This is a genomic window from Mycobacterium europaeum (genome assembly GCF_034555895.2).
Lineage (GTDB): Bacteria > Actinomycetota > Actinomycetes > Mycobacteriales > Mycobacteriaceae > Mycobacterium > Mycobacterium europaeum.
Genome location: NZ_CP157315.1, coordinates 1191354 through 1214307, shown reverse-complemented (window position 1 = coordinate 1214307; position 22954 = coordinate 1191354). Strand labels below are relative to the sequence as shown.

The 22954-nt window shown below is 72.1% G+C and carries 9 protein-coding genes; 1 reads left to right on the top strand and 8 read right to left on the bottom strand.

What is annotated here, in order from left to right; all coding sequences use genetic code 11:
- Positions 1–176: 176 nt before the first annotated feature.
- The 8 genes from U8D42_RS05680 to U8D42_RS05645 are packed head-to-tail and all read right to left on the bottom strand — an operon-like array spanning position 177 to position 21191.
- Entirely contained in the window at positions 177–392 is a 216-nt protein-coding gene (locus U8D42_RS05680; RefSeq protein ID WP_322858934.1) for an MbtH family protein, read from the bottom strand.
- The gene (gene mbtG / locus U8D42_RS05675; RefSeq protein WP_322858935.1) at positions 370–1665 is read right to left on the bottom strand and encodes an NADPH-dependent L-lysine N(6)-monooxygenase MbtG; all 1296 of its coding nucleotides are present in this window, start codon (positions 1663–1665) and stop codon (positions 370–372) included. Before mbtG ends, U8D42_RS05680 begins: the two co-directional genes overlap by 23 nt.
- Positions 1662–6068 carry an amino acid adenylation domain-containing protein gene (locus U8D42_RS05670; protein WP_322858936.1) on the bottom strand — a complete coding sequence of 1469 codons (4407 nt, stop codon included), beginning with the start codon at positions 6066–6068 and terminating at the stop codon, positions 1662–1664. The genes mbtG and U8D42_RS05670 overlap by 4 nt, the downstream gene beginning before the upstream one ends.
- Positions 6065–12610, bottom strand: a complete 6546-nt coding sequence (locus U8D42_RS05665) for a non-ribosomal peptide synthetase (RefSeq protein ID WP_322858937.1) — start codon at positions 12608–12610, stop codon at positions 6065–6067. Before U8D42_RS05665 ends, U8D42_RS05670 begins: the two co-directional genes overlap by 4 nt.
- On the bottom strand, positions 12607–15612 hold the full coding sequence (gene mbtD, locus U8D42_RS05660) for a mycobactin polyketide synthase MbtD (protein WP_322858938.1): 3006 nt from the start codon (positions 15610–15612) through the stop codon (positions 12607–12609). Before mbtD ends, U8D42_RS05665 begins: the two co-directional genes overlap by 4 nt.
- On the bottom strand, positions 15612–16928 hold the full coding sequence (locus tag U8D42_RS05655; protein ID WP_322858939.1) for a polyketide synthase: 1317 nt from the start codon (positions 16926–16928) through the stop codon (positions 15612–15614). The genes mbtD and U8D42_RS05655 overlap by 1 nt, the downstream gene beginning before the upstream one ends.
- Positions 16921–17685: a thioesterase II family protein gene (locus U8D42_RS05650; protein WP_090420646.1), complete on the bottom strand. Its 765-nt coding sequence runs from the start codon at positions 17683–17685 to the stop codon at positions 16921–16923. The genes U8D42_RS05655 and U8D42_RS05650 overlap by 8 nt, the downstream gene beginning before the upstream one ends.
- Complete coding sequence (locus U8D42_RS05645; RefSeq protein ID WP_322858940.1) at positions 17682–21191, bottom strand: amino acid adenylation domain-containing protein; 3510 nt, start codon at positions 21189–21191, stop codon at positions 17682–17684. Before U8D42_RS05645 ends, U8D42_RS05650 begins: the two co-directional genes overlap by 4 nt.
- A 96-nt stretch (positions 21192–21287) precedes the next feature.
- Between U8D42_RS05645 and U8D42_RS05640 the strand changes: the two genes are divergently transcribed.
- The gene (locus tag U8D42_RS05640; RefSeq protein ID WP_322858941.1) at positions 21288–22949 is read left to right on the top strand and encodes a (2,3-dihydroxybenzoyl)adenylate synthase; all 1662 of its coding nucleotides are present in this window, start codon (positions 21288–21290) and stop codon (positions 22947–22949) included.
- Positions 22950–22954: the final 5 nt, after the last annotated feature.

The following is a 22954-nucleotide window of genomic DNA, read 5'->3' as shown; positions in this document are numbered from 1 at the left end:
GTTCACGGTTCCCCCTTCGACGCGCGTGCACCATGATGGGATGTCAGTGATGTTGTCCCCCACATGGTTACGCGAAACCACGGTGTAGTTGGTGTAAGTGTGCCTGGTGCGACCGGCATTTGTGTCTCGGGCCGGTCACGTTACGGTGACGCTACGGCGGCGGGCACCGCCTCGGGTCAGCGTCGCTCGATCGATTCCCGCAGACTCTTCGGCCGGATGTCGGTCCAATTCTGTTCGATGTACTCCAGGCACTCCGCGCGGCCCGCTTCGCCGAAGACCGCCCGCCAGCCCGCCGGTTTGTCGGCGAAGCTGGGCCACAGGCTGTGCTGGTCCTCGTCGTTGACCAGAACGAAGAAGGTGCCGTTGTCGTCATCGAAGGGGTTGATGCTCATCGCGTCTCCTTGTCGTGTGCGCGGACGGGCCCACCAAGCCGCCACTGGATCCCAGTACCCGGTCAGACAACAATCCCAGGCAGCTGAGGTTGGGAAATCCGGGCCCCTGCGTCAGCCCGGACAGGTTGGGCAGGAACAACTTGGGCGTGACGTCGGTGACGGCCAGGTCGTAGCCGATGGCCTCCTGCAGGGTGTCGGCGGTCAGCGGGCCGCCGAGCCCGAGCTCCAGCAGGTCCAGCACGTCCTGGCCGAACAACGACGTGAACCACAGCGGGTCGGCGCCGGAGCCGTCGATGACCAGATCGAAACCGTGCACGGTTTCGAGGTTTTCGCTGCCCCGGTTGGTGGACAGGGTCAATCGGATCTGCCCGTCGCGGCCCACCGCATGGGCCACCCGGCCCCGCAGGTGGCGGATGCGGTCGTCGGCCAGCAGCGCCTCCTGCACGTTGGCCGAGAACACCCCGCGGTCGGTGCGGGCCAGCGCGTCACGGCGCTCGGCCAGCGTCAGGGCGCTCCAGTCGGTGGGGTCGGAGAACAGCGAGTTCTCGAAGAAGCTCTCCCCGCGGGTGAACAGCGTCACCTGCGGGGAAATGACGGTGATGGTCGAAACCCGGTGCCGGAACAGCTCGTTGAGCATGGACGCGGCCGTCTCGCCGCCGCCGATCACCGCCACCCGCTCGGCGCTGATCCGGTCGTGTCCGGCGGCGCGGTGCCAGAACTGGGCGATCGACAGCATCCGTGGGTTGCCGGGCAGCAACGACTTTTCGGCCTGCCCGGGTCCGGTGATCATCAGGGCGTCGGCGTGCACGGTGGTGTCGCGGGTGTGCAGCGCCCATTGGTTGCCGCTGACGGCCAGCCGTTCCACCTCTCCGTGCACCACGTCGAGGCCGATCTGCTCGGCGACCCAACCCAGGTACTGACTCCACTTGCGATGCGTCGGCGCCGGCCTGCCGCGGTCGATCCACTCGGCGAATGACGCCGTGGCGATCAGGTAGGACTGCCAGCTGTAGCGGGTCATCCGCTCGTCGAGTTCGGCGTTGCGGCGGGGCACCAGCGCGGAACGGTAGGGAAACCCCACATCCTTTTCCGGGCTGGTGCCCAGCCGGTGCGCGCCGTCGGTCCAGCCGCCGCTGGCCTGCCAGTTGGCCGCGACGCCGATGCGTTCGACCGCGATCACCTCGGGGGCGTCGACGCCCATGTCCCGCAGCACGGACGCCTTGGCCGCGACGGCGACGGCCTTGGCTCCCGCGCCCAGGATCGCAAGTGTGCTCATGTCACCGTCTCCCGCAGCGATTCCATCCAAAGGCGTTGCAGCTCGGCCACATCGGCGTCGCCGAGAATGTCGGGCAGCGTGCGCCACTGCGCGCCCAGCACGCGCTGTCCGCCGAGCGTGAGCATGGCGGCCACGATGGTCAGCTCGTGCCGTACCGCCAGATCGGGTTCCGGTTGCGGCGACACCCCGGCGAGCAGCTCGCGCTCCAGGGTGAGTCCGGTCCCCCCGCCGGCGTGGGCGGCGCCCAGGTAGTTCAGCAACAGCTGCGGGCCGGGCAACCCGGCGAGGCGTTCGGCGGTGTCGGCGCGCAGGTAGCGCAGCAGCCCGTAGTCCAGGCCGTCCCCGGGAATGGCCGCCAGTTGCTCGCCCACCTCGCGGGGGTCGGCCGACGTCACCCGCATCGGGTAGATGGAACTCAGCAGCCCGACGGTGTCGCCGGTGTCGACGGTGTGCGCGCCCGGCCCGTCGACGAGACCGTCGGCGCGGCCGTGTGTTTCCAGGGCCAGCAGGGGCGGCGGCGTGGCCTGGTTGCGCGATTGCCGCCACCGCGTCACCGTCGCCGCGGTGGCGGCGATCAACAGGTGCGGCAACGGCAGCCCGGAGTCCAGCAGGCGGCCGGTGGTGTCGGCGTCCGCGGCGATCATGCGGACCTGCAGATCGCGGGCCCGGTCACGGCCCGGGTCGATCCGCCGGGCGCCGAGGTCGGGGTCGGCGCCCCCGGACTGGGCGGCCCAGAATTGCACCGTGTCCAGCCGGTGGGCGCGCTCGACGAGCGCGCCGGCCCAACGCCGGTAGCTGGTGTGCTCCCGGACCGGGGCGGGTGGGTGGCCGGTGGCCAATGCCGTGAGGGCGGCGTGCAATTCGCCGAGGACCACGCGCCAGGACGCCGGATCCATCGCGAGGACGTGGGCGGTCAGCAGCAGGACGCTCGGCCCGGCCGGGGGCCGAAGCCACACCGCGGCCAGCAGCGCTCCCCGTTCCGGGTCGAGGCGCTCGACCGCCCGTGCGACGTGTCCGGGGACCGCGGCCCGCAGGTCGCCATCGCCCTCGATTTCGAGGAGGTCGATCCCGGTGGTCTGCGCCGGGACCAGGGTCATGGTGGGGCGGTCCAGGCGGGTGCGCAGCACCTCGTGGCCGGCCACGACGCCGGCCAGCGCGGTGTCCAACTGCTCGCGGGTGACGCCGTCGGGCAGCCGGATGGCCTCGGTCTGCGCCAGTCGCCGCGGCTCGCCGTGTTCGTAGAGCCAGCGGCCGTTGGGCAGCACGGGCATGGGTCCGGTGGCGTCGTCGGCATCGCTCGTGGCGGTGGCGGTTTCGGAGTCGATCGCCTCGGCGAGCTCGCGGATGTTGGCGCACTCCAGGATCAGCCTGGCGCGCAGGGCGATCCCCCGCGCGCGGGCCGCCTGCACCACCGACAGGGCCGTGATGCTGTCCAGGCCCAGCTGCAGGAAGTCCGCGGCCACGTCCACCCGGGGCTGCTCCAGCAGCCCCGAAAGCAGTTCGGCCAGCGCGGCTTCGGTGGGGGTTTCGGGCTCGGCGCGGGCGGAACCCGCCTCGACGGCGTCGAGGGCGCTCAGCGCGGCCTCGTCCAGCTTGCCGTTGACCGTGAGCGGGATTTGGTCGACCGTGACGATGCGCTGCGGAATCATGTAGCGCGGCAACCGGGGGCCGAGCGTGCCGCGCAGCTCGGCCGGCGACGGTGGCCGGCGGGTGTCGGCGACCACCACGTAGGCGGTCAGCAGCGCGGCGCCGCGCCGCCGGCGCACCAGCACGCGCGCCTGCCGGACGCCGGGATGGGATTCGAGGGCGGCAGCGATCTCGCCGGGTTCCACGCGGTAGCCGCGAATCTTCACCTGCGTGTCGGCGCGGCCCACGTACTGCAGCGCGTCGTCGGCGCCTCGACGCACCAAATCGCCGGTGCGGTACATGCGTTCGCCGGCCGCGAACGGGTTGGCCACGAACCGCTGGGCGGTTTCGGCGGGCCGGCCGAGGTAGCCGCGGGCCAGCTGGGCGCCGCCCAGGTAGAGCTCACCGGTCGCGCCGCGCGGCACCGGGCGCAGCGCCGAGTCGAGCACGTAGCCGCGGGTGTGCAACGTCGGCCGCCCGATCGACGGCTCGTCGTGCTCGGCGATGGCGGCGACCACCGCCTCGACGGTGGTCTCGGTGGGGCCGTAGCAGTTGTAGGCCGTCATGCCCGTGCGGGCGCACTCGGCGCGGATGAGGTCCCAGGCGGTTGCGCCGAGCGCCTCCCCGCCCAGCGCGAGAACGGCCAGCGGAACCGCCGCCAGCAAACCGCTCGCGCTGAGTTGGGCAAACATCGATGGGGTGGTGTCGATCATGTCGACACGGTGTTGGGCGATCGCCGCGACCAGCGCCTCGGCGTCGGTCTGGGTGGGCTCGTCCACGACGTGCACACCGTGGCCGTCGAGCAGCCCGACCAACGGCTGCCAGGCGGCGTCGAACGCGAACGACCACGCGTGCGCGATGCGCAGCGGTCGACCGAGTCGGGAGGCCGCCCGCCGCAACACCTTGTCCAGGTGATCGTCGGCGTAGGCCGCCACCGCCGCGTGAGTTCCGATGACGCCCTTCGGTTCTCCCGTCGTGCCCGACGTGAAGACGACGTACGCGGCCTGGCCGGGCGGCACATCGACGGGCCGAAAGTCGCTGCCGGCGGGTTCGCGGTTCGCCATCGACTCCTCGTCGAGCACGATGGACGCGCCGGTTTGGCGCAGGATCGAGGCCACCCGTTCGGGAGGCGTCCCCGGCTCCATCGGCACGCACACACCGCCGGCCTTGAGCACCGCGAGCATCGCGACGATGTACTGCGGGCCGCGGGAAAGCCGGATGGCGACCGGGGTTTCGGGCCGCACGCCGCGGTCCGCGAGCCGGGCGGCCAGGCCGTTGGCCAGGGCGTCCAGGTCGCGGTAGCTCAGCGCGCCGCCGGCCCAGCTGACCGCGAGGCGGTCCGGGGCCCTGCCGACCACCCCGGCGAAGCGCGTGTGGATGCCGACCGGCGCCGCGGCGGGGCCGCCCGCGGCACCCGGGGGGAGCGCCTCGTCCTCGAAGAGGACGCTGACCTGGCGCAGCGGACGCTCCCAGTCCCGCAGCAGCCGCTCGGCGGTGACGAGCACCCGCCGGCCGAGGGCGGCGGGTGGGATGTCGCCCAGCGCGCCGTCGATCGCTTCGACCAGCAGCACCAGTTCGCCGCCGGCCAGGTGGGCCGCGACGGTGATCGGGAAATGCGACAGGGTTTGCAGCGCCGACGGCCGGAATGTCGCGCCGGCGGCGGTCAATTCGGTGCCGGCGGTCAGCCCGTCGAGCGGGAAGTTCTCGTAGACCAGCAGGGTGTCGAACATCTCCCCGACCCCGCCGAGCGCGCGCAGTTGGGCATGCCCGAGGTAGCCGTGCTCGCGCAGCAGCGCGGCGGTGCGCTGCACGGTGCGGCATTGCTCGCCGACGGGGGCGGCCGGGTCGAGTCGCACCCGCATGGGCACGGTGTTGACGAACAGACCGATCATGGTCTCCACGCCGGCCAGTTCGGGCGGCCTGCCCGACACCGTGACCCCGAAGACCACGTCCTGGGTGTCGATCAGCCGCGAGAGCACCAGCGCCCACGCCATCTGCATCAGCGTGCTGACGGTGATGCCTCGGGAACGGGTCTGCTCGACCATGCGCGCGGTGGCCGGGGCGGGCATCCGCAGTTCGGTGGGGCGGGGCAGCGCGGTCCGCTTGTCGTCCGCCGAGCCCAGCGCCGCCGCCAGCAGGGTGGGGCCCGGGAGGCGTTCGAGGTGCCGGCGCCAAACCCGTTGGCTGGCTTCGGTATCGCGGCTGGCCAGCCAGCCGATGTAGTCGCGGTAGGGCCGCGGGGTGACGGGCAGCGCCGCCAGGTCGCCGCCCGACCGGTACAGCATCATCATCTCGTTGACGAACACCGGCAACGACCAGCCGTCGATCACGATGTGGTGGGCGGTGAGCACCAAACGCCAGTGCGCGCCGGGCAGTTCGATGAGCAGGAAGCGGATGGCCGGCCCGTGTTCGAGGTCGAACGGGCGGCGGCGTTCGCCGGCCTCCAACGCCGGCACGTCCTCGGGCGTGGCGGTGACGGTGCGCCATGGCAGGTCGACCCGCGCCGGGACGATCTGCACCGGGCGGGCGATGCCGCGGCTGAAGAAGCTGGCCCGCAGGTTGGGGTGTCGGCCCAACATCTTTGCCGCGCAATCACGCAACAGCGCCGCGTCGAGCGCGCCGGAGATGTCGGCGGCCATCCCGATCACGTACGGATCGTCGGCGGTTTCCCGGTCGCCGAATTCGGCCAGCGTGGTCAGCGAGTACAGGCCCTCTTGCAGCGGGCTCAGCGCCATCACGTCCTCGATGCCGGGCGCGACGTCCTTGGTGGCCGTCATGTCGCACCCTCGCGCGACGACGACCACAGCTGCGCCACGGTGGCGAGGTCGTCGGCCGACAGCCCCGACGCGCTCATCGGCTCGAATCGGGCGTCGGCCGGGTTGGCGTCATTGCCGTTCGCGCCCAACGCATCCAGCGCGGCCGCCAGCTGCTGCACCGTCGGGTTCTCGAAGATCATCCGCGGGCTGACGGCCAGGCCGGCCGCGCGCGCCCGCGAGGCCAGCTGCACGGACAGGATGCTGTCGCCGCCGAGCGCGAAGAAGTCGTCGAAGCGACCCACCTCGGGCGTCGAGAGCAGCTCGGCGAACACCTTCGCCAGTGCCCGTTCGGTGTCGGTGCGCGACGGTTCGACGCGCCCGCGGGTGCTGACCACCGGCCGCGGCAGAGCGGGCCGGTTCAGCTTGCCCGAGTCGGTCTTGGGCATCGCGTCGAGGACGGTCAACGACGACGGCATCATGTAGCCGGGCAGCGTCGTGCCGATCGCGGCGCGCACCCGTGCCGCGAACGAGGCCTTCTCGCTGTCGTCGGCGATCGACCGTTGGGGCACCACGTATCCCGCGAGCGAGGTGCCCCCGTGCACCTCCCAGGTGCGGGCGGCCGCGGCCGCGACGCCGTCGACTCCGGCCAGCGCCGCCTCCACCTCGCCCAATTCGACCCGGAAACCGCGCACCTGCACCTGGTGGTCGGAGCGCCCGACGAATTCCAGCCGGCCGCACTCGGTCCAGCGGGCGAGGTCGCCGCTGCGATACAGGCGCGAACCCGGTTCGGGGGCAAAGGGATTGGCGACGAACCGAGCGGCGGTCAGCCCGGGCCGCTTCCAGTAGCCGCGGGCCAGTTGATCGCCGGCGTAATACAGCTCCCCGACCACCCCGACCGGCACCGGCCGCAGGGCGTCGTCGAGCAGGTAGGCGTCGGCCCCCGGGACCGGCTTGCCCACCAGCGGATGCGGCGGCTCCAGCCGCCCGCGGCAAACCGCGCCGGAGGTTTCGGTCGAGCCGATGTTGTTCAACAGCTCGACGTCCGCCCCGGCGCACACCGACACAAGCCGCTGCAGCAGCGGGGTGCTCACCGGTTCCCCGCCGCACACCAGCCGGGACAGTGCCCGCACCGCGCCGGGCCGGCTGTCGACGAGGGCGGAGACCAGGCTGGGCACCGCGGTCACCTGGGCGACCGAATGCCGGGTCATCAAGTCCCCGAGGGCTTCCGGGTCGCGGTGCTCGGCATCGTCGGCGAGGATCATGGTGGCCCCCGCCGCCAGGCCGGCCAGCATCTCCATGCCGCCCTCGAGGAACGTCATCGAGGCCTGCGCCAGCCGGACGTCGTCCGTTCTCGGCGGGTAGTGCCGCAGCTGCCAGTCCAGCCGGGCGGCCATCGACCGATGGGTGCCCACCGCGCCCTTCGGCGTGCCCGTCGATCCCGACGTGAAGACCAGGTACATCGGGTCGTCGGGGTGCGGCAGGGGCAGTGCCCGGTGGTCGGCCTCCCCGTTCTGCATCGCGTCGCGGACGCGCGGGTCGTCCAGCGAGATCACGGTGACGCCAGCGGCTTCGGGGATGCTGTCGGCCGCGTCGGCGGTGGCCACCACCACCGGCGGGCGGACGTCCTCGAGCATGAACAGCTTGCGCGCCCCCGGGTAGCCGGGGTCGATCGGGAAATACCCGCCCCCGGCCTTCATGATGGCCACCAGCGCCACCACCAGGTCGAGTCCCCGCCGCGTCGACAGGCCCACCAGCGTCCCGGGCCGGACCCCGCGCGTGGCGAGCAGCGCCGCCAGGTTGTCCGAACGGCGGTGCAGCGCAGGGTAATCGATCTGCTCGTCGCCGCAGCGCACCGCGATCCGGTCGGGTCCCCAGGTTCGGCTCGGCTGCAGCAGGTCGGGGATGGTGCGCGGCCGGTCCCGCGGCGCGCGCTCACCGCGGCTCCAGCCCTCCAGCATCCGGCGCCGCTCGTCGGCGTCGGTCAACTGCACATCTCGCAAAGTCTGATCGACGTTGTCGGCAAACTCGGCCACCACGCGGGTGAGCCAGCCGGCCATCCGCTCGATGGTGGTCCTGGCATACAGCTCCGTGCGGAAGATGAGAGTGCCGTTGTACCCGATGCCGTTCGAGCCGTCGGTGCCGAAGAAGTTGACGCTGAGGTCGGCGTGCGCCATGTCGAATACGGGGTCCAGCGAGGTGCACACCGTGTCCGGTCCCCCGTCGACCGTCTGCTCGACCACCCGGGCGGCGGGCAGCTGGTCCCGCACGTGCACGACGACCTGGAACAGCGGGTTGCGTGACAGGGAACGGACCGGGCTGACGCTGTCGACCACGCGGTCGAAGGGCAGGTCCTGGTGGGCGTAGGCGGCCAGCGCCGTCTCGCGGGCGCGGGTGAGCAGCTCGCGCAGCGTCGGGTTGCCGGTCAGATCGTTGCGCAGTACCAGGATGTTGACGAAAAAGCCGATCAGTTGGTCCAATTCGGCCTCGGTGCGCCCGGCGACCGGCGTGCCGAGCGGAACGTCCAGGCCGCCGCCCGCCTTGTGCAGCACCACGGCGACGGCCGTTTGCAGCAGCATGAACTCGGTGATGCCCAGCTCCCGGGACAACTCGGCGAGCTTGGCGCGCGTCGCCGCGTCGATGCGGAAGTCGACGGATTCACCGGCGCCGCTGGGCACGGGTTGACGGGGGAAGTCGGGCCGCAGCCCGGTGTCCTCCGGCAGTCCGGCCAGCTGCCGCGCCCAATACTCGCGCTGCCCGGCGGCCACGGCGGACTCCTGGCCGCTCGCGTCACCCAGGAAAGCCCCCTGCCACGCCGCGTAGTCGGCGTACTGCACGCGCAGCGGCGCCCAGGACGGGGCCTCCCCGGCGCGGCGCGCCCGGTAGGCGGTCATCACGTCGGCGAACAGCACGCCGGCCGACCAGTGGTCGGAGGCGATGTGGTGGATCACCAACGACAGCACGTGCTCGGCGGGGTTGTCGGCGGTGTGCAGCACCGCGACCCGGACCGGCACCTCGCGGTCCAGCTCGAAGCAGTGCCGGCGCTCGGCGTCCAGTTGCCGTTGCAGCCAGGCGTCGTCGGGGCCGGTGGCGCGGCGCACGGAAACCTCCTGGCCCGACCCGACCACCTGGTAGGGAACGCCGTCCACCTCGACGTAGGAGGTGCGCAGGATCTCGTGGCGGGCGACGACGTCACCGACCGCGGCGATCAGGGCCTCGACGTCCCACGGCCCGGTCAGTTTCGCGGCGAAGGGAATGTTGTTGACCCAGCCGGGCCCGTCGACGCGGTAGGCGAACCAGCTACGCAGCTGCGAGGCCGACAGCGGCAGGGGCTCGTCGTGGACGGTCGCCACCAGTCTGGGCCGCGACGGGCGGACCGCGCCGGCACTGAGCTGATCGACCCGCTCCGCCAGCAGTCCCACGGTCGGCAGCTCGAACACGTCGCGGATGCCGAGCTCCACCCCGCACTCCGAGCGAATCGCGGTCACCAGTTTGGTGGCCACCAGCGAGTGACCACCCAAGTCGAAGAACGAGTCGTCGGCACCCACCCGGTCGTGGCCGAGCAGCGCGGAAAACAGTGCCGCGACGCGGCGTTCGGTGGCAGTGGTCGGGTCGCGGTATTGCGCGGCCGCCGCGATCTGCGGCTGGGGCAACGCGGCGCGGTCGATCTTGCCGTGCGCCGTGATGGGGATCTCCGCGAGCGTCACGTAGGCCGCCGGGGTCATGTAGTCCGGCAGCGCGGCGGCCACCCGGGCGCGGATCCGTTCGACCTCAACGGTTTCCGGACCCCCGCCCTCGGCCGGCGTCACGTATCCCACCAGGCTCTTGCCCAACCGGGGCAGGTCCATCGCGAGCACGACCGCCTGTCCCACGCTGGGATCGACCGAGATGGCGGCCGCGACCTCGCCCAGTTCGATGCGGAAGCCGCGGATCTTGACCTGTTCGTCGGCGCGGCCGACGAACTCGATGTCCCCCTCGGCGTTGCGGCGAGCGAGGTCGCCCGAGCGGTACAACCGGCGGCCCGGAGTGAACGGGTCGGCGACGAAACGCTCGGCCGTCAGCCCCGGCCTGCCGTGGTATCCGTGCGCGACATGTGTTCCACCGATGTAGATCTCGCCGATCACGCCAGCGGGAACGGGCCGCAGCGCGTTGTCGAGCAGGTGCACCTGCGTGTTGATCTTGGGACGGCCGATGGGCACCACCCGGGTGCCCTGGGCCCCTTCCACCGGGTAACTCGTGCAGTTGACGACGGTTTCGGTCGGACCGTAGAAGTTGTACAGCAGCGCGTCGAAGGTGGCGTGGAACTTGTCGGCGATCTCACCCGGCAAGGCCTCCCCGCCGATGGGGACGCGCCGCAGGCTGCGCCACTGGCCGACGCCGGGCAGCGACAGGAAGAGCCCGAGCAGCGACGGCACGAAATGCATCGAGGTGATGCCTTCGCGGCCGAGAAGTTCGGTGAGGTAGCCGATGTCGCGCAGCCCGTCGGGCCGCGGAATCACCAGGCGGGCGCCCATGATCAACGTGCCGAAGATCTCGCCCATGGAGACGTCGAAGCTGGGCGATGCGACCTGCAACAGCCGGTCGGTTTCGTCGACGCGGTACTCGTCGCCGAACCAGACGAAGTACTCGGCGATCGGCGCGTGGGGCACCGGGACGCCCTTGGGCAGCCCGGTCGAACCCGAGGTGTAGATCAGGTACGCGGTGTTCTGCGGGCTGAGCGGCCGCACCAACTCGGCGGGCGCGGTCGCCGGGTACCGCGACAGCCCGGTAACCGGTTCGCGCAGCACCAGTTTGGCGTCGGCGTCGCCGAGGATGAAGGCCAGCCGATCCGCCGGATAGGTGGGGTCCACCGGCAGGTAGACCGCGCCGGCCTTGAGCACGCCCAGCGCGGTGATGACCAAGTCGGGCGACTTGTCCAGCAGCACCGCGACGCGGTCTTCGGTGCCGATGCCCTGCTCGATCAGCCAGTGCGCCAGCCGATTCGACTCTTCGTCGATCTCGCGGTAGCTGTACTCGCGTCCCTCGTAGACGACGGCGACGGCGTCGGGCGACAGCGCCACCCGGCGGGTGACCAGCGCGGGCAACGTGGTGGCGGGCGTTTCGAAGTCGTCACCGGTCGAGGCCCTGCGCAACCACTCGGCGTCGTCGGCGTCCATCAGCGCGCACGCCGACAGTGCGGTGTCGGGGTTGCTCAGCGCGTCGTCCAGCAACACGGCGTAGTGCCGCAGCAGCTGATCGATCAGCTGCCGGTCCAGCACCTCGACCAGGTACTCGGCTTCGACCAGCGCGCCGCCCGAGCCGTCAGCGGCGCGGGCCGGCTCGATCATGACACTCAACGGCAGCTGGTTGAACTGGCCGCGCAGCTCCGCGCGCTCGCACGCCACGCCGGGCGGGCAGAAGCCGGCGCCGTCGGGCTCCCGCTGCCCGAAGCTCACCCGGGTCATCCGGTCGGCGCCGTGCCGGCGATCGGGATTGGACTCCCGCACCAGCCAGTCCAGGTCGGCGCGCGAATGGGCGAAGGCGCCCACCGCGCTGTCCCGGGTGTGCGCCAGCAGCTCGCGGAACGTCTGGTGGGGCTCCGGGCGCAGCCGAAGCACCACGGTGTTCCCGTAGTACCCGATGGCCGATTCGGTGCCGACGCCGCGGTTGAGCACGGGGGCGGCGACGAGGAAGTCCGTCGACTGGGTGTAGCGGTGCACCAGCGCAGCGAACGCGGCCATCAGCACCATGTACGGAGTGGCCCCCGTTTCCCGCGCCAACGCCGCAGCCCGGTCGACGGTGGCCGCCGGCAACCGCCTCGTGGCGCGTTGTGCGCGCCAGGTGCTGGGCACCACCGACCCGTTGGGCCCCGGAAGTTCCAGCGGTTCGGGCAGATTCGCCATCAGGGGCCGCCAGTACTCGATGTCCGCCGCCGGATCCGCGGCGTCGTCGGGCGGTGGGGCCGCCGACGCGGGTTCGCCCGCGAAGGCGTCCGGGTCGATGTAGGCGCGGGTCAGGTCCGCGAAGAACGGTGTCCACGAGCCGTCGTCCCAGGCGACGTGGTGGGCGGTGATCAGCAACATCAACTCGTCGGCCGACAGGCGCGCCACGGTCACCCGCAGCGGTGAATCGTTCGCCAGGTCGAAGGGCCGGCGAAAGTCCCGCTGCGCCAGCACGTCCAACCGCAACCGGCGGGCCTGCTCGGTCAGCTCCGACAGGTCGTGCTCCGCCCACTCGGGCCGCAGCCCGTCCCGGAGGACCGGATACGGGTCGCCATCGGGGCCCATGGCGTAGGTCGTGTGCAGCACGCAGTGCCGCGCGGCCACGGCGTCGACCGCGCGCCGCAGGCGCCCGGGGTCGACCGGGCCGGTGACGCGGTAGGAGACACAGACGTTGAGCAGCGCGCTGTCCGGGTCCACCGACTGCACGAACCACATCCGGTGCTGGCCGGCGGACATGCGCGGCCGTGTGTCGGTCGCGACCGCCTGGGTGGCCGGGCTGCCCAGGCCCCGCTCGGTGATCTTGCGGCGCAATATCTCCAGGCGCTCGTCGTCGAGACGGGCCCTGGTCCCGGTGGTGTCCGTCACGCTGGGAGTCCAACCTTTCTGCCTTCGGGAGCGTCGAGCGTTGCGCCGTCCCGCGACCCGCCGGCCGGGCCGGCACTCAATGCGTCGATCAATTCGTCGAGGGTGATACCGCCGAGCATGCGGGCGACCGGCACCGAGCTTCCGACCGTCCGGCGCAGCCGCTTACGCAGGTCGAGTGCGAGCAGCGAGTCGACCCCGAGGTCGATGAGCGGTGCGCCCGGGTCGATCGAGACGGAGTCGGCCAGGTGCAGCGTCGCGACGAGTTCGGCGCGCACCACCGCAGCGAGCGATCGGGCGGCGGGACCGTCGGCTTCCTCCACCGGTGGCGTGAACGGCATTGGCACGCCTTGGCTTTCGAAGAAGACCCCGAGCCGGTCGAGGTCGGCGTCGAAGATCAGCGGATCACCGTCGTAGCGGTGCAGGCTCGCCTGGATCGCCCGGTCCGGAGCCATCGCGATCAGGCCGGAGCGTTGGGTGCGGGTGAGTTCCTCGGCCGCCACCACGCCGGCGGTTTGCCACAGTCCCCACCGAATCGCCATGCCGTCGCGTCCCCTGCGCCGCAGCCCGGCGACCAACACGTCGAGCAGCCGGTTGGAGGCGGCATACGCCGCGTGATGGTGGCCGCCCCACACCCCGAACACCGAAGAGCACGCCAGGATTCGGCAATCCGGCCGCAGCGGCCACACCTCGGCCAGCACCGCCAGGCCGCGAACCTTGGCGCCGCACACCGCCGCCACGTGGGCGCCGGTCAGCTCGGACCGGGAGCGGGCCTCGGCGATGCCCGCGGTGTGGATCAGCAACGACGCGCCCGGGCCGGCGTGGCGGGCCGCGACGTCCGCCACAGCCGCGGGGTCGGTGATGTCGCAGCGCGGGGCATGCACGTCGGCGCCGTGGCCTTCGGTGAGCCGGCGCAGCGTGTCCCCGTCGATGCCGTTGCGGCTCAACAGCGTGACCGTCCGCGCCCCGCGCTCGATGCAGTATCGCGCATACTGCAGGCCGATGGCGCCGCTGCCGCCGGTGATGACCACGTGGTCCAGCGCGTCGGCGGTCAGCGGCCGTGCGGCCGCCGAGTCGGCGCATTCCCGGAAGGTCCGGACGTAGGGTTGCGGCGATTCGCCGCCCCGCAGCGCCACCTCGGCCGCCTCGCCGAGCAGGGCGCCGACGACGGCGCGCGCCGTTACGGCGTCGACGTCCCGGTGCGGCAGGTCGAGATGTCCGAAGGTCTGCTCGGGGAACTCGAACCCGACGCTGCGATGCATCGCGGCCAGCGCCGCCTGCGCCGGGACGGCATCGGAATCGTTTTGTTCGACGGTTTCGGCGCCCGCGGTGAGCAGCCACACGGTCCGGCAGCGCGGACCGATCAGCGCGGCGTAGTCGGGTAGGCCGGCGTCCGGGCGGCCGCCGATCTGCTCGACCGCGGCCGCGGGGTCCGGCGCGTCCAGCCGCGGCGCGATGACCGCGAGGATCTCCGCGTCGGTCGGCGGCACCACCCGGCAACCGCCGTGCGCCCCAACGGCGTCGAGCAGCCGGCGCGTCAGAGGCTCATCCGTCGGCGCGACGGCGAGGACGCCGACGTCGGCACCCGGCGCAGCCGATGGCGCCGCTTGCTCCCAGTCCTCGACGACGACGGTGGGTGCCGGGGCCGGCGGAGCGGTCGCGGTCAGCGGCTCCGGCGCCGCCCACAGGTGTACCGCCCGCATGGGCGCGTTCGGGAAGCCCCGCAGCGGTGCTCGCAGGCCGCCGGGGACGGCGCGGGCCCATTGGCAGCCGGGGTCGGCGGTCGCCACGGCCGCGATGTTCGCCGCCAGTGTGTCGACGATCGCGCCGTCGCGATGACCGGAGCCGACGGCCACCGCCGCCTCGCCGATCAGGTCCGCGAGCGGATACAGCAGCGAGGGGTGCGCGGACATCTCGACGAACACGTTCGCGCCCAGCCGCTGGGCCGCCCCCACGGCTCGGTCAAAACGAACGGTGCTGCAGAGGTTTTCATACCAGTACCGGGAGAAGTCCGCGTCGCTGCCCACCTCGGCGCCAAAGGTCGAGCCGATGAACCGCACCGGGCTGTCCCGGAATGCCGAGCGTGGCGCCCGCTCCGCCAACGCGGCGCGCAATTGGCGCAGGACGCTGGTGTGTCCCGGGTAATCCACCGAGAGCTGGTGGGTGAACACGCCCCGCTGCCGGGCCAGCCGCACGGCGGCCGCGACGGCGTCGCGGTCGCCGGACACCACGGTCGACGCCGGGCCGTTGACCGCCGAAACTTCCAGCCAGCCCGCCGTTTCGCCGATCAGGCGCTCGGCCTCGTCGACCCCGGCGCCGAGCACCGCCATCGCGTACTGCCCCGCCAAGTGGTCGACGATCGTGGCGCGGGCGCCGACCAGTCCGGCCGCGTCGGGCAACGATATCCGTTCGGCCACATACGCCGCCGCCACCTCGCCGAGGCTGTGACCGATGGCGATGGCGGGCAGCGCGCCATGAGATTGCCATTGGCGGGCCAGGCTGACCGCGTGGGTGAACTGCGCTCCCTGTATTTCGGTGCGCGACCAGTTCCGGTCGAGCCCGCCGGTCAGGTAGGGCAACGGCGAGGGCAGCCCGGCGGTGCGGAAGGCCTGAGCGCATCGGTCGGCCTCGGCCCGGTACGCCGGAAGCCGTTGGTAGGCATCGGCTCCCATCGAGTGCCATTGGTTGCCCTGACCGGGAAACACGAAGGCGATGCACGGGGCGGCGCCGAGTGAGGACCGGGTGACCAGCGGGTGCTCTTCGTCGCGGGCCAGCGCGGACAGGCCGGAGAGCAGCTCGCCGCGGTCACGCGCCCGCACCACCGCGCGGTGCCGCCGTACCCGCCGCAGCCGCAGCAGGGTGGACGCGACGTCGGCGGTGTCGGTGGCTGGGCCGGTCCGGCCCAGGTAGTCCAGGATGGCGCGGGCATCCTGACCGATCAGCCCTTCGTCGTGCGCCGAGAGCACCACCGGCACGCGGCTGTCGGGCAACGGGGAGGTCAGCATCACGCGACCTCGGGGAGGGAGACGATCACGTGCGCGTTGGTGCCGGCAATGCCGAATGCCGACGCCGCCGCGATCCGTCGGCCGCCGATCGCGGGCCACGGCGTCAGTGCCGTCGCCAGGCGCAATCCCTGGCTGTCCCAGTCGATTTCCGGGCTGGCCGCCGACGCATGCAGCGTCGGCGGGATGGCCCCGTGCTCGGCGGAGACCACCACCTTGGCGAGCCCGAGCGCCCCGCTGGCGGCCAGGGCGTGGCCGACGTTGGATTTGACCGAACCGAGCAGTGCGCCGCCACCGGGCGCCGTGTCGCCGTAGGTCTGCGCCAGCGACCGCAGCTCGGTGCGGTCGCCGAGCCGGGTGCCGGTGCCGTGGCCCTCGACCATCCCGACGTCTTCGGGGCCGATCCCGGCCTGCGTCATGGCGCGCCGGAACAGGCGGACCTGCGCGTCCCCGCTGGGGGCGCTCAGCCCGGCGCTGCGGCCGTCCTGGTTGACGGCGGTGGCGCGCACCTCGGCGACGACGTGGCGACCCGCGCGCAGCGCTGCCGATTTGCGTTGCAGCACAAACATCGCCGCCCCCTCGGCCCACACCGTTCCGCTGGCCTGCGCGCTGTAGGGGCGGCAGTGGCCATCGTCGGAGAGGGCGTGCTGCTTGGAGAACTCGACGAAAAACCCGGGCGATCCCAGCACGTTGACCCCGCCGGCCAGCGCCAGGTCGCAGTCCCCGTTCTGCACCGAGCGCACGGCGACGTGGAACGCGGCCAGCGCGGACGCGCACGAGGAGTCCACCGTGAGCGCCGGTCCGGCCAGCCCCAGCGTGTAGGCGACCCGGCCGCTGATCACGCTCAGCGCGGTCCCGGCGAGCAAATGGCCGCTGTGCCGGGAGAAGCTGGCCATCTGCGGTCCGTATCCGGTGGCCGAGGCTCCGACGAAGCACCCCACATCGTGTCCGGCCAGGTCGTCGGGATTGATGCCGCTGTTTTCCAGGGCACGCCACGACACCCGGAGCACGACGCGTTGCTGGGGGTCCATGGCCACGGCCTCCCGCGGGGAGATGCCGAAGAATTCGGGGTCGAATGTCGTTGCACCGGAGAGGAAGCCACCGCGATCGTGGATCTCCTTGAACCCGCTGCGCCGCGAGCCGGCGAGCAGCTCGCCGACTTGCCAGCCCCGGTCGGTGGGAAACGGCCCCAGCGCCTCACGCCCGTGTGACAGCAGTTCCCAGTACTTGTCGGCGGTGTCGACACCGCCGGGCGCTTCCAGGGCCATCCCGACGATCGCTACCGGGTCGGACGCGCCGTCGAACCCTTTGTCAGGCATGGGCGTTCACCCGCTCCGCGACGGCGTCGAGGTGTTCGTTGAGATAAAAGTGCCCGCCGTCGTAGAGGAAGATCTCGAAGCCGCCCGCGGTGTGGTTCCGCCAGAGCCGCAAGGCGGCCGGATCGACGCGGTGGTCGTCGCGCGCCCCCAGCACGGAGATGTCGGTAGCGATGCGGGCGTCGGGGGCGCACCGGTAGCGGTTGACCGCCTGGTAGTCGGTCCGCACCGCGGTGATCAGCAGCTCGGCGAACTCTTCGTCGGCGAGCAGCTCGGGATCGGTGCCGCCGAGATCGGAGATGTCGGCGAGCAATCCGTCGTCGGTAGTGGGGAGTTCGGGCATGCCGGCCACGGCGGACGGCGCCGGCCCGGCCGAGACCCACAGGCGCTGCACGGCCGTGTCGCGGGATTCGGCGATCCTGGCGAACTCGAACGCCACGACGGCGCCCATGCTGTGGCCGAACAGCCGCAGCGGCGCGACCCGGCTCCAGGGTCCGGCATCGAACAGGCCGTGGGCGAGGTCGTGCACGGTGTCGGGGGCCGGATCGTCCAGCCGGTCCGCGCGCTGCGGGTATTGCACGATGTATGTGTCGCCGCCGGCGGCCAGTGCGGTCGCCAGCGCGCGGTAGCCCGCCGCGGCCGCCCCGGCATGCGGAAACACGACGGTCGCGCCGGGCCGCCGGCCGCCGTTCCTGCCGGGCACCCGCTTGATCCAGGATGCGAACTCGGTGGGCATGCTCACCACGGGGTTGAAGGTCATTGCGCCCTACCGGATTCCCCGGTTTGGTGAGCAGCCGACAGCACTGCGTCGGCGTCCATGTGGATGACCTCGAGGTACAGCTCGGCCACCTGATCCAGCCGTGCGCCGTCCGGCTCACGGCCGGAAAGCAGGTCGGCGAGCGCCGCGACGGTTCGGGTGGCGAAGATGTCGGCGACCATGAGGCGGGGGGTGTCCAGCCAGGTCCGGATGCGGCCCACCGCCTGGGTGGCCAGGACCGAGTCGCCGCCGAGGGCGAAGAAGTCGTCGTCACGACCCACCTGCTCCACGCCGAGCAACTCGCCGAGGAGCGCGGCGAGGGCTCCTTCGAGCGGCGTCGACGGGGCGCGGTAGCCGGGCCGGTCGGACAGCGGGGCCAGGGCAGCCAGGTCGCGCGCGACGGCGCGGCGGTCGATCTTGCCGGCGTTGGTGAACGGGATGCGCTCGACCAGCGCGACGTGACGCGGAACCATGTGCGCGGGAACGAGTTCGCCCATCAGCTCCCGAATCCGCTCGGCGGTCAACCCGGCGCGTTCCGGGCAGACTGCGGCGGCCAGCACCTCGGAGGCACCGGATCCGGGCACCACCGCGGCGACCGCGATCGCGATCCCCGGCAACCGGCGCAGCGCGCCCTCGATTTCGCCGAGTTCGACGCGATACCCGCTGATCTTGACCCGGTGGTCGGCGCGTCCCACGAATTCCAGCGTGCCGTCGGGCCAGTAGCGGGCGAGGTCGCCGGTGCGGTACCAGGTCCGGCCCGCGTGCTCGACGAAGCGCTCCGCGGTGAGGTCCGGACGCCCGCGATAACCCCGGGCGATCCCCCGCCCGGACACCCAGAGTTCGCCCGCGACCCAGTCGGGGCAGTCGTCACCCGCGTCGTCGACGACGCGGCAGGCATTGTTGGCAAGCGGGACGCCGTAGGGCAGTGCGGTCCAGTCGGCCGGCAGTTCGTCGGGATCGATGACCTCGAAAATGGTGTTGTGGACCGGGGTTTCGGTGGCTCCACCCAAGCCTGCGAACCGGAGGCCGGGCGCCTCGGCCCGCAGGCGGCGCGCCACCTCGGGGCGCACCCAGTCCCCACCGGTGGGGATCACCCGCACCGAGGACAGCCGTCCGCGGCCGACCTCGAGCAGCATCTCCAGCCAGCCCGGCATGAAGTGCAAGACCGTGACCCGGTGGGTGTCGATGAGGCGGGCCCAGGCGTCGGGGTCGCGGCGCTGAGCCTCGTCGACGACCACGATCGACCCGCCGGTGCGCAGGGTGACGAAGATGTCCATCACCGAGATGTCGCCTTCGAGCGTGGAGAGGGCCAGGCACCGGTCCGCGGGACCGATCTCGAAGTGGCGGGCGATGAACTCCACGGTGTTCATCGCGGCGTCGTGCGTCACCTCGACGCCCTTGGGCTCGCCTGTCGAGCCGGAGGTGAACAACACGTAGGCGAGATCGGCGGGATCGATTCTCGGGCAGCGCATGTCGGCGCGAAGGGGTGCGTCGCGCAGCACATCGGCGAGGATCAATTCGGGCACCGGCAGCGCCAGCCGCTGCCCGCCACACATAAGGGCCAGGCGCACCCCGCCGGTCTGCAGGATGCGTTCCGCGCGATCGCGCGGCTGGTCGGCGCCGATCGGCAGGTACACGGCGCCGATGCTCAGGATGCCCAGCAGCGCCGGGACCTGCTCGGCGGTTTTCGGGCCCACCACGGCGACCGTGTCGCCGGCGCCGACGCCGGCCGCGTGCAGCGCGGCGGCCACCGCCAGCGCCTGGTCGCGCAGCTGCCCGTAGCTGAGGTCACCGGAACCGGCGAGCACGGCGGGCGCGTCGGGCCGCCGCTCGGCTTGCCGAAAGAATCCGTCGTGCAACGCTTCTCCACTGGGCGCGGCGGTGCGGGTGTTGACGGCGTCGCGCACCGCGCGCTGCGCGTCCGGCAGCGGCGCCGGCCCCGGCGCGTCCCAGTCGTCGTCGGCGGCGGCGAGCCTGAGCAGTTCGTCGATGTGGTAGGCGAACATCGCCTGGACGGCACCCGGGGCGAAGATGCCCTCGCGGACATCCCAATTCACCAGCACCCCGCCGTCGAACTCGGTGACCTGAGCGTCGAGCAGCACCTGCGGACCCTGGGAGATGATCCAAGCGGGCGTGCCGAATTGGGCCGTGACTTCGCGGCTGAACAGCGCGCCGAGTCCCAGGGCACTGGTGAACACCACCGGCGCCAGCACCTGGGTGCCGCGCTGCCGGCCGAGGTCCCGCAGCACCGACAGTCCGGGATAGGTGGAGTGCGCGGCGGCGGTCCGCATCGCGTCCTGCACCGCCTGTGCCCGCGCCGCCGGCGTGCGGGTGCCGGTGAGGTCGACGTCGAGGAGCAGCGAGGAGGTGAAGTCGCCGACCAGCGAGTCGACGTCGGGGTGCAGGGGCTGGCGGCCGAACAGCGGCACGTTCAGCAGGAAACGCGAGGTGGTCGACCAGCGCGCCAGGGTGTTGGCGAACGACGCGGCCAGCGTCATGGCGGGGGTGATCCCGCGGGCCTGCGCGCGCGCGAACAGGGCGTCGCGGGTGTCCGGGTCCAGCCAGTGCCAGAGCCGGGTGCTGCGGCGCGAGCCGCGGTCGCCGGTGGTGGGAAGCGCCGGCGGGTCCGGCAGCTCGGTGAGGCGCCGCGCCCACCACTCGCGGGCGGCGTCGCGGGCCGGCTGTGGGCCCGCCTCCTCCGCCTCGATGGCCTGCCGGTACTGCCGGTAGGTGTAGCCCAGTGCGGGCAGCTCGCGCCCGAGGTAGAGCGCGGCCAGGTCGGCCATCAGGGTGCGATAGCTCATCGCATCGGCGGCCTGCATGTCCAGGTCGACGTGCAGGCGCGAGCGCTCGCCGGGCAGCCGGGTCAGCGCCAGCTCGAACACCGCGCCGTCGAGTTGTTGGTGCGATTTGGCGTCGCGGATAGCGGCGAGCCGCTGATCGACTCGGTCGCCGCCAAGGTGGCGCAGGTCTTCGACCGTGACCGGGAAGTCGTCGCCCGCCCCGGCGGCGGGGATGCGCTGGGTGCCGTCCGGCAGGAACTGCACGCGCAACATCGGATGGCGCCGGGCCAGCGCCGTGGCCGCCACCCGCAGGCGCTCGGGATCGATGGCGCCGCCGTCGAATTCGACGTAGAGGTGTCCGGCCACCCCGCCCAGCCGCTGGCCGTCCTGGCGGCCGACCCACATCGCGTGCTGCATCGGCGCCAGCGGGAAGGGCTCACCGGCCGCCTCGTCCGATGATTCGGCGGGCGGCGGCGCGACGGCCCCGTCCCGGGAATCGGTGGCGAGCAGGTCGGCCCAGGCCTCGATGGTCGGGGTGGCCGCCAGCGTGGCGAAGTCGACCGCGATGCCCTGGCGCCGCCAGCGGCCCGCCAGGGTCATCATGCGGATGGAGTCCAGGCCCTGGCCGATGAGGTTGGCGCCCGGCTCGAGGTCGTCGGTGCCGACGCCCAACAGTTCGGCCACCTCCGCCCGGACGTCCTCCGAGCGCGCCGAGGCACGCACCACGAACCCTCCCTGAATTAGCACAGGCTGCCCTAAGTTGTGGTTACCCTATCCTTACTCACGGATCGCCGCTACTACGCCCCCCTTATCCGAGGACCAATGACCGCGAACACAAGGCAAACCCCGGCCGGGGCCATCGAAGGGTTCGTGCCGTTCCCCGCCGAGCGGGCCGCCGCCTACCGGGCGGCCGGCTACTGGGCGGGGCGCACGCTGGACACCATCCTGAGCGACGCGGCGCACCGCTGGCCCGGCCGGACGGCCGTGCTCGACGCCGTGGGCGGCGCCGGCTTGAGTTATGCGCAGCTCGACGAGAGCGCCGACCGCGCCGCCGCGGGACTGCGCGCCCTGGGCATCGCACCGGGCGACCGGGTGCTGCTGCAGCTGCCGAACGGATGCCAGTTCGCGGTGGCGCTGTTCGGCTTGTTACGGGCGGGCGCCATCCCGGTGATGTGTCTGCCCGGCCACCGGGCGGCGGAATTGGGGCATTTCGCAGCCGTCAGCGAGGCCACGGGATTGGTGATCGCCGATGCGGCAGGCGGTTTCGACTACCGCGCGATGGCGCGCGAACTCGTCGCGGACCACCCCGGGCTCGCGCACGTCATCGTCGACGGCGACCCGGGCCCGTTCGCCTCGTGGGCGCAACTCTGCGGGCAGGACGCCGCCGCGTCCCCCGCGCCGCCGCACGATCCGGGATCGCCTGCGCTGCTGTTGGTTTCGGGGGGCACCACCGGCCTTCCCAAACTCATCCCCCGCACCCACGAGGATTACGTGTTCAACGCGACCGCCAGCGCCCAGGTCTGCCGGCTCACCGGCGACGACGTGTATCTGGTGACGCTCTCGGCCGGGCACAACTTCCCGTTGGCCTGCCCCGGCCTGCTCGGCGCCATGACGGTGGGCGCCACCACCGTCTTCGCCACCGACCCCAGCCCGGAGGCCGCCTTCGCCGCCATCGAGCGGCACGGCGTCACGGTCACCGCCCTGGTGCCGGCGCTGGCCAAACTGTGGGCGCAGGCCTGCGAGTGGGAGCCGGTGACGCCGAAGTCCTTGCGTCTTTTGCAGGTTGGGGGCGCAAAGCTGGAGCCCGGCGACGCCCGCCTGATTCGTGCCACCCTGACCCCGGGGCTGCAGCAGGTGTTCGGGATGGCCGAGGGGCTGCTCAACTACACCCGCCTGGGCGATCCGCCCGAGATCGTCGACCACACCCAGGGGCGGCCGTTGTGCGCGGCCGACGAATTGCGCGTGGTGAACACCGACGGAGAACCGGTCGAGCCGGGCGAGGAAGGCGAGCTGCTGGTGCGCGGACCGTACACGCTCAACGGCTATTACCGTGCCGAGCGCGACAACGAACGGTGCTTCGATCCCGACGGCTTCTTCCGCAGCGGCGACCTGGTCCGGCTCCGGCGCGACGGGTATCTGACGGTCACCGGGCGGGTCAAGGACGTCATCTGCCGCGGCGGTGAATCGATCTCCGCGGCCGACCTCGAGGAGCAGATGCTGCGCCACCCGGAGATCTTCGCGGCGGCCGCGGTGCCGCTTCCCGATCCCTACCTCGGCGAAAGAATCTGTGCGGCTGTGGTTTTCACCGGTCCGCCGATCACGCTGGCGGAGTTGAACGCGCACCTGGACCGGCGCGGGGTGGCCGCTCACGCGCGGCCCGATGTGTTGTTCCCGATGTCAACGCTGCCGACCACACCGATCGGCAAGGTCGACAAGAAGGCGATCGCCGGGCAGCTATCGGCGCACGACCGCTCGTCGGGCTGAGCGAG

Excerpts from the sequence above, each read along its gene's own strand:
- U8D42_RS05680 (WP_322858934.1), bottom strand. The coding sequence starts at position 392 with ATGAGCATCAACCCCTTCGATGACGACAACGGCACCTTCTTCGTTCTG.
- mbtG (WP_322858935.1), bottom strand. The coding sequence starts at position 1,665 with ATGAGCACACTTGCGATCCTGGGCGCGGGAGCCAAGGCCGTCGCCGTC.
- U8D42_RS05670 (WP_322858936.1), bottom strand. The coding sequence starts at position 6,068 with ATGACGGCCACCAAGGACGTCGCGCCCGGCATCGAGGACGTGATGGCG.
- mbtD (WP_322858938.1), bottom strand. The coding sequence starts at position 15,612 with ATGCTGACCTCCCCGTTGCCCGACAGCCGCGTGCCGGTGGTGCTCTCG.
- U8D42_RS05655 (WP_322858939.1), bottom strand. The coding sequence starts at position 16,928 with ATGCCTGACAAAGGGTTCGACGGCGCGTCCGACCCGGTAGCGATCGTC.
- U8D42_RS05650 (WP_090420646.1), bottom strand. The coding sequence starts at position 17,685 with ATGACCTTCAACCCCGTGGTGAGCATGCCCACCGAGTTCGCATCCTGG.
- U8D42_RS05640 (WP_322858941.1), top strand. The coding sequence starts at position 21,288 with ATGACCGCGAACACAAGGCAAACCCCGGCCGGGGCCATCGAAGGGTTC.